This is a genomic window from Marichromatium sp. AB31 (genome assembly GCF_003718685.1).
In the GTDB taxonomy this organism is placed as follows: domain Bacteria; phylum Pseudomonadota; class Gammaproteobacteria; order Chromatiales; family Chromatiaceae; genus Marichromatium; species Marichromatium gracile.
On the sequence record NZ_RHFI01000031.1, the window covers coordinates 23207 to 35223 of the forward strand.

The following is a 12017-nucleotide window of genomic DNA, read 5'->3' on the forward strand; positions in this document are numbered from 1 at the left end:
TGACCGAGGAGACCATCGACGATGGATGACGCTGACCTGCGACTCCTGATCGACCTGCACCGGGATGCCGCGCGCCAGGGGCCGGGGAGCGATGCGGAGACCGCGCGTGCGCTCGATCTGGCGCGAATCGACCGTGCCGCGCCTCTGCGTGTCGCCGACATCGGCAGCGGCACCGGCGCCTCGACCCTGGCGCTCGCGCGCCTGCTGCCGGCCGCCGAGATCACCGCCGTGGACCTCCTCCCGGCGTTCATCGAGGGGCTCGGGGCGCGGCTGGCGCGCGCCGGGGTGGCCGAGCGGGTGCGACCGCTGTGCCGCTCGATGGATGATCTGCCGTTCGCCGATGCGCAGTTCGACCTCCTCTGGTCCGAGGGCGCGATCTACAACCTGGGGTTCGAGCGCGGCGTCGAGCAGTGGCGGCGCTATCTCCGCCCCGGTGGTGTCCTCGCCGTCTCCGAGATCACCTGGACGACGGCCTCGCGTCCGCCCGAGGTTCAGGCGCACTGGGTCGCCGACTACCCCGAGATCGACACCGCCGCGGCCAAGCTCGCCGTACTGGAGCGTCACGGCTATGCCCCGATCGGCTATCTGGTGCTGCCGGAGTCGTGCTGGGAGGCGCATTACTATCGACCGCTGCGGGATCGTTTCGCGGCCTTCCTGGCGCGCCATGCCGGGGATGAGCGGGCACGCGCGATCGTGGCCGCCGAGGAGGCGGAGATGGCGCTCTATGCGCAATACGGAGCCTTCTACAGCTACGGCTTCTATGTCGCCAGGAGGCTTTAGGCGAGACGAATGGGGTCGGATGCAACGGCGGGTGGCTGCATGGCCTCCGGTGGTGTCGATCGGTTAGGGTGATGTGCCTGATCTCAGCGGAACTGAATCTGTCCCCTTTCCGAGGAGGGAGCCTTCATGCACGAGTCGATCCTCTCGGCCCTACTGATCCTGGCCGGGTTCATCATCCTGCTCGGCGGCGGTGAGTTGCTGGTGCGCGCCGCCTCGGCGCTCGCTAAGGCGATGCGGATCAGCCCGCTGGTGGTGGGGCTGACCGTGGTCTCCTTCGCCACCAGCGCCCCCGAGCTGGCGGTGACGCTGCAGTCGGCCTGGGCGGGCGCGGCGGATCTGGCCGTCGGCAACGTCGTCGGCAGCAACATCGCCAACGTCCTGCTGGTGCTGGGTGCGGCGGCCCTGACCGCGCCGCTGGTGGTGCATCGTCGCGCGGTGCGGATCGACCTGCCGCTGGTGCTGGCCGCCTCGGTCGCGCTCTGGCTGCTCGCGCTCGACGGTGGGGTGGGGCGGGTCGACGGCGGGTTGCTGTTCGCCGCGCTGCTGGTCTATCTGGTGTGGTCGATCCGCCAGGGGCGCGGCGAGGGCGCCGTGGCCGATGAGACGACGGCGCCACATTCGCCCTGGGCGCTGCTCGGTCAGCTCGCACTGCTCGTCCTGGGGCTGCTGCTGCTGGCCATCGGGGCCCGCCTGCTGGTGATGGGGGCGGTCGACATCGCCCGGGTACTGGGTGTCGACGAGCTGGTAATCGGGTTGACGGTGGTCGCCATCGGCACCTCGCTGCCGGAGGTGGCGACCTCGGTGATCGCCTGTCTGCGCGGTCATCGCGATCTCGCCGTGGGCAACGTGCTGGGCAGCAATCTGTTCAACATCCTCGCGGTGCTCGGGCTCGGCGCCCTGGCCGCGCCGGAGACCATCGCCATCTCGCGCCAGACCCTGTTGGTCGATCTGCCGATCATGATCGCCGTCGTACTGCTCTGCCTGCCGCTGTTTCGCGGTGGGATGGCGCTCGGGCGGCGGATCGGCGCGCTGTTTGTCGGCGCCTTCGCGCTCTATCTCGCCCATGTGACGCTACGCGCCACCGGGGCGTCGCTGCTGCCCGTCTTCGAGTTGGTGGTGCTGTCCCTGTCGTTGCCGTTGTTGCTGTGGTCGGGCATGGTGTGGCGGCGCGGCGCGGGTCGTTGAGGATCCGCGTGCCGGCGCGGCGTGGGTGTGTTCCGTGCCGACGCCCCCACATGGAGCCATGGACCCAACAACCCGAGGACGGCGCGCGACGCCAACCAGCCGGAGACCCCAAGCAGTGGCAAAGCATCCCCTGACCCGTATCGAGATCAGCAAGGAATATCTGAATTTCAGCGCCGGACACTTCACCATCTTCTCGTCCGTTGCGCGTGAAAACCTTCATGGACACAACTTTCGGGTCCGCTGCGCCGTGACCGCCGGGATCGGCGCCGATGGCATGACCTTCGACTACGTGGTGCTCAAGCGCGTGCTGCGCGAGCTGTGCGACGCGCTTGACGAACGCATGCTGTTGCCCGAACTCTCGCCGCACCTGCGCATCGAGCGCGGCGAGGGCATGGTGTTCGCGTGCTTCGATCGCGAGCGCATCCCCTTTCTCGAACGCGACGTGCTGCTGTTGCCGTTGCGTAACGTGACCATCGAGGAACTCGCCGAGCTGTTGCTGGCGCGGCTGCGCGATCGCCCCGAGCTGATCGGCGCCGACGTGCGCGGTATCGAGCTGGGGGTCTCGTCGGGGCTCGGGCAGTGGGCCTATTCAACCTGGGAGTCAGAATGAATCGATTGATCGTCACCGGTGCCAGCTCGGGGATCGGGCGCGCCATCGCCACGCGTTTCCTGGTCGACGGCTGGAGCGTACTCAATCTCTCGCGTCGTCCCTGCCCGGATGCGGGCGTCGACAACCTCGCCTGCGATCTGGCCGCTCCCGGCGCGCTGGAGCAGTGTGCCGGGGCGCTGCAGGAGGCGCTCGCCGGTGCCGAGCGGGTGTGTCTGGTGCACAATGCCTCGGTGATGCACGCCGATCGCGCCGATGCGCTCGAGGCGGAGCATCTGCGCGCGGTACTCGAACTCAACCTGGTGGCCGCCGCCACCCTCAACCGGCTGTTGCTGGGGCGGATGGGTGCCGGTTCGAGCGTGATCTATATCGGCTCGACCCTGGCCGAGAAGGCGGTGCCCGGGGTGGCGAGCTATGTCATTGCCAAGCACGCGCTCGCCGGGATGATGCGCGCAACCTGTCAGGACCTGGCCGGGCGTGGCGTCCATACCTGCATGATCTGTCCCGGTTTCACCGATACCGAGCAGTTGCGCGGGGTGATCGACGGCAATGACGAGACCCTGGCGGCCATCACCGGTCTGAGTGCCTTCGACCGGTTGATCGAGCCCGAGGAGATCGCCGAGACCGTGGCCTTCGCCGCCGGCGCGCCGGTGCTCAACGGTGCACTGATCCACGCCAACCTCGGACAGCGCGAGCGATGAGCGCGACGACGCCACGGGTGGTCTGTGTCAGCGGCGGCACCTCGGGGATCGGCGCGGCGCTGGTCGGACGCTTTCTCGAACTCGGCGCGCGGGTCTACACCTTCGGTCGCGACCCCGAGCGCCTGGCGCGGCTGCGCGCGGCGCACCCCGAGGCGGTCGTTGGCGAGCGCTTGCTGGCGCTGGCCGGGGACGCGACCGACGCGGCCTTTCGCTCGCGGCTGGTCGAGGAGATCAGGACGCGTGACGGATGTCTCGACGTGCTGGTCAACAACGCCGGGGTGATCCTCGACTCCGGCACCCTGGAGGCCGATCTCGACCAATGGCGCGCGACCCTTGAGATCAATCTGGTCGCCCCCTTTGCGCTGACCCAGTGTGTCGCGGCCTTGCTCGAGCACAGCGCTGCTCCGGTGGTCATCAACCTCTCCTCGGCCTGCGCCGGGCACCCCTTCGCCAGCTGCACCTCGACCAGCTACTCGGTCAGCAAGGCCGGACTCGACATGCTCACCCAACGCCTTGCGCTCGCCCTCGGCGAGCGTGGCATCCGCGTCAACGGCGTGGCCCCGGGGGTGGTCGATTCGGAGATGTGGGGCGAGGCGCGCGCGCTGATGGCCGAGACGGTGGCACGGCGTCATGTGCTCGGCGCCGAGGTGGTGCGGCCCGAGGACGTGGCCGACGCGGTGGAGTTCCTCGCCTCGGCGCGGGCGCGCCTGATCACCGGCGCGACCCTCAAGGTCGACGCCGGCTATACCCTCGGATGAGGGTGGCGGGCGCGGGTGCGCGCCCGCCGGACTGAATTACTTCAGCTCGTCGGTGTCGACCTGGTGCATCAGGCCGAAGCACTTGATGAAGGGGTTGGCCATGCGCGGATCCTTGAGCATCGCCTTGTAGTCCCCGACCAGGAACTTGAGCTTGCCGGTGGCGAAGGCGCTACCCAGGCCCATCATGCCGACGCCGTTCTCGATCCACTTCAGCCAGTCCTTGAGGTCGGCGCGCATGTCCCAGTTCGCCGCCGGTTCGCTCTCGCTCCAGGCGCCGGCGTGCACGCACTCGCCCTTCTCGACCACGAACAGACCGCGCGGGGTCTCCTCGTTCTTGAAGCCGCAATAGACCACGGAGTTGAAGTCGATCTCGGCGAGGCGATCACGCACCTCGGGCTCGGCGTTCCAGGCGTCTTTGAACTGCTTCATCCAATCATCGGAAAAGAGAGCGGCCATTGGTTCCATATCCTCCTGTGGATTACTGCAAATGGGTGCCGGCCGATTCTATCAGGAACCCGATCACGGGATGGGCCGTCGTTGGAACGGCGACGGGATTACTCGAAACGCAGCGAGAACCCGGCGCTCGCCAGCCGTTCGGCCTCTTGCTCGAGCTCCAGCCGGTTGAGCGGATGCGCCTCGAGCCAGCCGTCGGGGAAGCGCAGCACGAGCGCGCGCTCGCCGGCCTCGATCTCGGGGCAGGGCTTGCGCTCGCCGGAGCGGGCGCGGCGCATCAGCACCGCCAGGCGGAGGATCAGACAGAGCCACTCGGTACTCTCGCGCAGTGATTCGGGCAGTGACTGGATCTCCTGGGTGGGGAACTTGCGCCGGTGCCCGAGTACCAGGGCGGCGAGCACGGCCTGCTCGCGCCGGGTGAAGCCGGGCAGGTCGGCGTTGCGCAGCAGATAGGCGCCGTGCTTCTGGTATTGGCTGTGGGCGACCAGCAGCCCGATCTCGTGCAGCCGCGCTGCCCAGCCGAGCATCAGCTGGTGGGTTGGGTCCTGCAGCGACCAGGGCGCGGCGAGCTGGCGTAGCAGGTCGAGTGCGCTGGCGCGCACCTGTTGGGCGTGGGTCTGGTCGATCTGGAACTGACGCGAGAGGGTGGCGACGGTGCGCTCGCGCACGTCCTCGTGCTGGTCGCGCCCGGCCATCTCGTAGATCAGCCCCTCGCGCAGGGCGTAGTCGCAGACCTGCAGGTGCTCGATGCCGAGGGTCTCGAAGATCGCGCACAGCACCGCCACGCCGCCGGCGAACACCGGGCGGCGCTCCTCCGAGAGCCCCTTGAAGTCGAGCGCCGCGACCCGCCCGCGTGCGACCAGGGCCTCGCGCAACCGGCTCAGCGCGGCCGCCGAGATGCCGTCGTCGCACCAGCCCTCGGCGCGCACCACGGCGGCGATCGCGCGGATGGTCCCGGAGGTGCCCACGGCGGTCTGCCAGCGGCTCTGGCGGAAGAGCTCGCGCACCGGGCGGACCTCGAGCGCGCCGGCGAGCGTCGCCTTCTCCATCGCCCGGGCCGTGATCCGCCCGTCCTCGAAATAGCGCTGCGACATGCTCACGCAGCCCATGTGCAGGCTCTCGCGCAGCCGTGGCGAGAAGCCCATGCCGATGATGATCTCGGTGCTGCCGCCGCCGATATCGACCACCAGCCGGCGCTCGGCCCCGGCGGCCAGGCCGTGTGCCACGCCGAGATAGATCAGGCGTGCCTCCTCGCGCCCGGCGATGACATCGACCGGATGGCCGAGCGCGGCCTCGGCACGCTCGACGAAGCCGCACTCCGGGGTGATCTGACGCAGGGTGTTGGTGCCGACGGCCCGTACCGTGCCCGGCGGCAGGCTGCGCAAACGCTGGCCGAAGCGCTCCAGACAGGCGATGGCGCGGGCCTCGACCTCGGGGTCGAGGCTCTTGTCCGGACGCAGCCCGGCACCGAGCCGGACCATCTCCTTGAGCCGATCGGTGATGCGCATGTGACCGTCGTCGACCTGAGCGACGATCATGTGGAAGCTGTTGGAGCCGAGGTCGACGGCGGCGACTACCTGGGGCTCGGGGTTGGCGGGTTGCGGGGCGTTTGCGGGCATCGGCTGGATCCGGCGGAGAGAGTCGAGGCGCGAAATGGTAGCAGAAGCAACCGTTGGGCCGTCATCTCGGCATCGCCCGGTGGTGCGATCGGCACGGTGTGGGGGTGGTGAGTCATCTCACAGTTTTGAAAGAAAAATTCGGATTGCAGGGCTTGTTTGACCGCTGTCAAACTCGGTGTGGCATGTCCTTGCGTGTGGTATGGCTTAGGTGCAGAGTCACGGGTTGCTGGATTGCGCGTGTCGCGCGAGGGAATAGAATGCGTTCGAGCTTGGCGGGGCCTGCCGACGAAGTAGGGGCCCTGGCTTGGGATTCAAGCGGTTCGACTGGACGGGGGATGTCCGGGAGCAGAAACCGGCCTTGATCGCGGGCGAGAGACTCGACGCCCCGGGCGTTCGGAATGGGTGGCCTGTGGGTGCATTCTGTCGGGGAATCCGTCCTGTCGCGATCAATCATCAACAAATCAAACGCGCTCCAGAGTGGCCGATTTCGACCGCCATTGACGAGGACTCACAGGTATCCGACATGCGACGTATCAATGACCTGCCGATCTGGGTGCGCCTGATGGCCGCCATGTGGCTGATCCTGGTGCCGGCCTGGACCGGCATGATCTTCTGGGCCGCCAACGAGCAGCGCCAGACCGCCATCGATCAGGCAGCGGCCTTCGCCGACACCCTTCACGAGATGACCATGGCCGGGCTCACCACCCTGATGATCACCGGTACCATCTCCCAGCGGGCAGAATTCCTCGATCAGATCGTCGAGCTGCGCAACCTCAACGATCTGCGGGTGCTGCGAGGCCCCGGGGTCGCCGACCAGTATGGTCCGGGTACCGAGGACGAGCATCCGCGCGATGAGATCGAGCGTGAGGTCATCGCGACCGGCGAACCCTACATGGAGTTGTCGGAGGACGGCAGCGTGCTGCGCTCGGTGGCGCCGGTGTTCGTGCGCAAGGACTATCTCGGCAAGAACTGCACCATGTGTCATTCGCTGCCGCCGGTCGACTCGGTGCTCGGCGCGGTGAGCATGGAGATCAGTCTCGACGACGTCAACGCCAGTGTCGAGCGGTTCGGTATCAGCATCTTCACCGTCGCCACCCTGCTCAGCCTGCCGGTGCTGCTGCTGCTCTATATCTTCACCTCGCGCTTCGTCACCCGACCGATGCGCCAGATGACCATGGGGCTGCGCGGTATCGCCGACGGCGATGGCGATCTCACCCATCGCCTGCCGGTGAAGGGCAGCGACGAGATCGGTCAGGCCTCCAGCGCCTTCAACGCGATGATGGACAACTTCCGCGATCTCATCGGTCGGGTGCTCGCCTCCACCACGCAGTTGACCCAGGCCGCGCGCGACCTCGAGTCGATCACCGACATCACCGACTCGGGCTGTCGCCGGCAGCGCTCCGAGGTCGATCAGATGGCCACCGCGATGAACGAGATGAGCGCCACCGCGCAGGACATGGCGCGCAACGCCCAGCAGGGCGCCGAGGCCACGCGCGAGGCCAACGAGGCGGCGCAGGCGGGTACCGAGGTGGTCTCCGGCACGATGAAACGCATCGAGCAGCTCGCCGAGGAGATCCAGGACGCCTCGACGGTGATCCGCGACCTCGGCGCCGACAGCGACGAGATCGGCAAGGTGCTCGATGTGATTCGTGGGGTCGCCGAGCAGACCAACCTGCTCGCGCTCAACGCGGCGATCGAGGCGGCGCGCGCCGGCGAGGCCGGACGCGGCTTCGCGGTGGTCGCCGACGAGGTGCGCAACCTCGCCAATCGCACCCAGAACTCCACCCAGGAGATCCAGGCGATGATCGAGCGGTTGCAGCAGGCGAGCCGTCGCGCGGTGAGCGTGATGGACGAGAGTCGCGATCATGCCCAGGTCAGTCGCGAGAGCGCCGCCGAGGCCGAGGCCGCGCTCAACGCCATCACCCAGGCGGTGGCCACCATCAATGACGTCAACAGTCAGGTGGCGAGCGCGGCCGAGGAGCAGAGCGCGGTGGCCGAGGAGATCAATCGCAACGTCACCTCCATCTCCGACGTCTCCGACCGCAACGCCGAGGGCGCCAAGCAGACCACCGACGCCTCGGACCGGCTGGCCAAGCTCGCCGCCGAACTCGAGGCCCTGGTCGGCCGTTTCCGCATCTGAGTCCGTTCGAGGCCTTGTCCCGTCACGCCGCCCGGCGTGGCGGGGCGGTCAATCGGCAGCGGGCGTCTCTCCCACCTCCACCCGATCACGACCCGCCGACTTGGCGCGATAGAGCGCCCGGTCGACGCGCTCGATCAGCTCCTCGGGGCGTTCGTGCGCACGCGCCTCGACCACGCCGATCGAGGTGGTCACCGTGCCCACCCCGGAGGCCGGCGGTTTCTGGCGGAAACGGATCGCCGAGACCTGCTTGCGCACCTGCTCGGCCAGCGCCACGGCCCGTTCCAGCCTCCCCTCGACGATGATCGCGAACTCCTCGCCACCGTAGCGGGCGACGAACACCTGCTCGTCGCGCAGATCGGCGAGCAGCTGACCGGTGATCTGCAACACCCGGTCGCCCATCAGATGACCGAAGGTGTCGTTGCACTGCTTGAAGTGATCGAGATCGAGCAGCAGCAGGCAGGTCGGCTGCTCCGGGTCCTGGAGCGCGCGCAACAGGGCGTGGTCGAAGGCGCGGCGGTTGGGGATGTTGGTCAGCGCGTCGACCAGGGCGCGCTGCTGGGTGCGGGCGAGCTCCTGCTTGAGCAGCTCGACCTCGTCGCGGGCCGATTGCAGCTCGCCCTGGAACTCCTGGTGCATGCCCTCGACCGCACGGGTGTCGGCGAGCAGTTGCGAGAGCGTCTCCTGGATCAGCATCGGGTCCGATGCCTGGTCGAGGATCTGGCGCGCCTCGCGCAGCGAGTCGCCGTATTGCTGCGAGCCGGCGAGGTTGCGGGCCACCGCGCGGGCGAGCTGGGCGACCAGACTGACGAGCAGGTTCTGCGCCTTGGGGTTGTTGGGCAGATAGTTCTTGATGAAGTACTTGAAGAACAGCGATTCGCTCTTCTTCGCGCTGTAGCTGCCGGAGACCGGGAACTCGGCGAGCAGCTCGCGGCTGAGTTCGGGGTTGAGCCCCTGGACGTGGGCATACCACAGCGCATAGTTGTAGGGCGTGGGCGGGATGCCGCGCTGGACCATCAAGGGGATGGCCTTGCGCAGATAGTCGGCCGAGGTCTCCAGGTCCTCGTTGAATTCCAGCATGTCTCGACTCACGGCAGGATGCGGATCGGCGTGCCGTTGCGCACCATGCGCCAGATCTCGTCCATCTCGTCGTCCTGGACCGCGATGCAACCGTCGGTCCAGTCGCGCGTGGCGTATTCGCGGCGCACCTGCTCGGAGCGGATGTGGTTGGGCTGGCCGTGGATCATGATCATCCCCCCGGGGTCATGGCCGAGCAGCCGCGCGGTGGCGCGGTCGCGTTCGTTGGGGTAGGAGATATGGATCGACTTGTAGAAGTTGCTGCGCGGGTTGCGCCAGTCGAGCACATAGTCGCCGATCGGGGTGCGCTCGTCGCCGGCGCGGAACTTGTGCCCCACGGGCGCATCGCCGAGCGCCACCCGGTAGCTGCGCAGCAGGGTCTCGCCGTGCCACAGCTCGAGGCTGCGCTCGGACTTGCGCACCACCACGCGATCGGCCTGGTCCGGCATCGGCCCGGGGGTCCCGGCACAGCCGGCGAGGAGCACGATGAACAACAGGATTAGCCACGATTGGTGTGCTGCGGGTGCGCGCCGCTGGGGGCCGGGCGGGTTGGACGAGAGACACGAGGCATCGCGTGGCATCGCAGGGTCCTGGTGGAGAGGTCGATTTCGGCTAGGTGAGGGTGCGAGGGTGGAATTCTAAGCACGGCGCCGCTGCATGCACAGTGCTTTTCGACACCGCGCACATTCGTGCGCGGTGTCGCCGGGTCTGCTCAGAAGTGGGGCAGGGCGCGCATGAAGAGGGTCTTGAGATAGGCCGTCTCAGGGATCGCCGGGTGCACCGGGTGATCCGGTCCCTGCTGACCGACCTCGAGCAGCTGCAGGCTGCGCGCGCTCTTGCGCGCGGCCTGCTGCACGGTACGCTGGAAACTGTCACGGCCCATGTGGAAGGAACACGATGCGGTGACCAGCAGGCCGCCCGGTTCGAGCAGGTCGAGGCCCAGACGGTTGAGGCGCTGGTAGGCCTGGGTGCCGTCCTTCTCGTCCTTGCGACGCTTGATGAAGGCTGGTGGGTCGAGGATCACGGTGTCGAAGCGCGCGCCCTGATCGCGCAGCTCGCGCAACACCTCGAAGGCATCGCCCTGCAGCGGCTCGATACGATCGCTCAGGCCGTTGCGCGCGGCATTGGCCGCGACCCGTTCGAGGGCGCTGGCCGAGGCGTCGACGGTGGTGACCCGGCGCGCGCCGAGATGCGCCGCGCGCAGACTCCAGGCGCCGACATAGCTGCAGACATCGAGCACCCGCTCGCCGACGCCGTAGCGCCCGAGCCGCTGACGGTTCTCGGCCTGATCGAAGAACCAGCCGGTCTTCTGCCCGGAGAGTGGTGCGACCTCGAACGCCAGTCCGCCCTCGTCGAGCACCAGGGTGTCGGCCGGTTCGCCGAGCGCGATCTCGACCTGTTGATCGAGCCCTTCGAGCGCGCGCACCGCGGTGTCGTTGCGCAACACGATCGCACGCGGGCGCAGCACCTGCTCGAGCGCGGCGAGCAGCTCGCCGCGCACCCGTTCCATCCCGGCGGTGGTGATCTGCACGCAGAGCAGGTCGCCGTAACGATCGACGATCAACCCCGGCAGCCCGTCGCTCTCGCCGAAGATCAGCCGATAGTAGGGCCGCTCGTAGAGCCGCTCGCGCAGCGCCAGGGCATCGCGGATGCGCTGGATCCATAGCGCCGGGGTGAGGTGCTGCTCCGGGCTGCGGCTGACCAGCCGGGCACAGATCAGCGAGTGCGGATTGACATAGCCGTGTCCGAGCCAGCGCTCGCGATTGCTGAGGATCTCGATTGCCTGACCGGGCTCGAGCTGCTTGAGCGGGGTCGCCTTGGTGTCGATCTCATTGCTGTAGATCCAGCAATGCCCGGCGAGCAGCCGGCGCTCCTGGTCCTTGCGCAGCAGGATGGGTTGGGGGTTCATCGTTGGAGCTCTACCGTTGTCTGGTGATCGTCTGCGTGTTCGGTGCGGCGTTCGTGTCTCGGGACAGGGCGGGCACGGCCCTGACGCTCGCTCCGGTACGCCGCCGTCGGCGCATGTCGGCCATCAAGACTACCAGAAGCGCCGATCGCGCGAGCCGGCATGGAAAGGTCGCGCTCGTGCTCCCACTCTTGGAGGACAGACCCCGGACCCGTTCGTCCAATCATCGCGACAGACCAGCAGAGGTGAGTCCATGCCGAGCGTCACGCCCCCCGCCGCAGGCGGCCGCAACCGTCTCGATGGGGCCACCAGCCCCTATCTCCAGCAACACGCCGACAACCCCGTCGACTGGTGGCCCTGGTGCGACGAGGCGCTGGCACAGGCACGCGAGCAGGACCAGCCGATCCTGCTCTCGATCGGTTACTCGGCCTGTCACTGGTGTCACGTGATGGCGCACGAGTCCTTCGCCGACCCCGAGGTCGCGCGCCTGATGAATCGCGCCTTCGTCAACATCAAGGTCGATCGCGAGGAGCGCCCCGACCTCGACGGGCTCTATCAGCGTGCCCACCAGCTGCTCAACGGTCGTGGCGGTGGCTGGCCGTTGACCGTCTTTCTCTCCCCGCACGATCTGCGCCCCTTCTTCGCCGGCACCTATTTCCCGCCGACGTCGCGTCACGGCCTGCCGGCCTTCACCCAGCTGCTCGTCGGGGCCGAGCGCGCCTACCGCGAACAGCGCGACAAGATCCTCCAGCAGGGCGAGAACCTGGTCGAGGCGTTCGCCGGGCTCGAACCCG

At 68.1% G+C, this 12017-nt stretch carries 12 protein-coding genes; 7 read left to right on the forward strand and 5 right to left on the reverse strand.

Annotated features, from left to right (window positions below):
• Positions 1 to 21 precede the first annotated feature (21 nt).
• The 5 genes from EBL84_RS15440 (at position 22) to EBL84_RS15460 (ending at position 4031) form a co-directional block, all read left to right on the forward strand.
• Positions 22 to 780, forward strand: coding sequence for a class I SAM-dependent methyltransferase (locus EBL84_RS15440; protein WP_123141630.1), 759 nt, complete (start codon positions 22 to 24; stop codon positions 778 to 780).
• A gap of 126 nt (positions 781 to 906) precedes the next feature.
• On the forward strand, positions 907 to 1965 hold the full coding sequence (locus EBL84_RS15445) for a calcium/sodium antiporter (RefSeq protein ID WP_123141631.1): 1059 nt from the start codon (positions 907 to 909) through the stop codon (positions 1963 to 1965).
• 115 nt (positions 1966 to 2080) lie between these two features.
• Positions 2081 to 2575 carry a 6-carboxytetrahydropterin synthase gene (locus EBL84_RS15450; protein WP_123141632.1) on the forward strand — a complete coding sequence of 165 codons (495 nt, stop codon included), beginning with the start codon at positions 2081 to 2083 and terminating at the stop codon, positions 2573 to 2575.
• A complete protein-coding gene (locus tag EBL84_RS15455) occupies positions 2572 to 3273 on the forward strand; it encodes an SDR family NAD(P)-dependent oxidoreductase (RefSeq protein WP_123141633.1) in 702 nt (233 codons plus the stop codon). Before EBL84_RS15450 ends, EBL84_RS15455 begins: the two co-directional genes overlap by 4 nt.
• Positions 3270 to 4031 carry an SDR family NAD(P)-dependent oxidoreductase gene (locus EBL84_RS15460; RefSeq protein WP_123141634.1) on the forward strand — a complete coding sequence of 254 codons (762 nt, stop codon included), beginning with the start codon at positions 3270 to 3272 and terminating at the stop codon, positions 4029 to 4031. Before EBL84_RS15455 ends, EBL84_RS15460 begins: the two co-directional genes overlap by 4 nt.
• Positions 4032 to 4067: 36 nt before the next feature.
• Here the strand turns inward: EBL84_RS15460 and EBL84_RS15465 are convergent, their stop codons facing one another.
• The gene (locus tag EBL84_RS15465) at positions 4068 to 4487 is read right to left on the reverse strand and encodes an SCP2 sterol-binding domain-containing protein (protein WP_123141635.1); all 420 of its coding nucleotides are present in this window, start codon (positions 4485 to 4487) and stop codon (positions 4068 to 4070) included.
• 98 nt (positions 4488 to 4585) lie between these two features.
• Entirely contained in the window at positions 4586 to 6103 is a 1518-nt protein-coding gene (locus EBL84_RS15470) for a Ppx/GppA phosphatase family protein (RefSeq protein WP_123141636.1), read from the reverse strand.
• A 523-nt stretch (positions 6104 to 6626) separates the two neighbouring features.
• On the opposite strand from EBL84_RS15470, the gene EBL84_RS15475 reads away from it, so the two are divergent.
• Entirely contained in the window at positions 6627 to 8243 is a 1617-nt protein-coding gene (locus EBL84_RS15475) for a methyl-accepting chemotaxis protein (protein WP_123141637.1), read from the forward strand.
• Between the two features lie 48 nt (positions 8244 to 8291).
• Here EBL84_RS15475 and EBL84_RS15480 read toward each other — a convergent pair whose 3' ends face one another.
• The 3 genes from EBL84_RS15480 to EBL84_RS15490 all read right to left on the reverse strand — a co-directional run bounded on the left by EBL84_RS15480 (position 8292) and on the right by EBL84_RS15490 (position 11226).
• Positions 8292 to 9320 carry a GGDEF domain-containing protein gene (locus tag EBL84_RS15480; RefSeq protein ID WP_123141638.1) on the reverse strand — a complete coding sequence of 343 codons (1029 nt, stop codon included), beginning with the start codon at positions 9318 to 9320 and terminating at the stop codon, positions 8292 to 8294.
• An 8-nt stretch (positions 9321 to 9328) separates the two neighbouring features.
• Positions 9329 to 9802, reverse strand: coding sequence for a L,D-transpeptidase family protein (locus EBL84_RS15485; RefSeq protein WP_326491010.1), 474 nt, complete (start codon positions 9800 to 9802; stop codon positions 9329 to 9331).
• Positions 9803 to 10029: 227 nt separating this feature from the next.
• Entirely contained in the window at positions 10030 to 11226 is a 1197-nt protein-coding gene (locus tag EBL84_RS15490) for a class I SAM-dependent rRNA methyltransferase (RefSeq protein ID WP_123141640.1), read from the reverse strand.
• 250 nt (positions 11227 to 11476) lie between these two features.
• Here EBL84_RS15490 and EBL84_RS15495 point away from each other — a divergent pair.
• Positions 11477 to 12017, forward strand: a 541-nt coding sequence (locus EBL84_RS15495; protein ID WP_148040317.1) for a thioredoxin domain-containing protein, incomplete at its 3' end; no start/stop codon positions are given.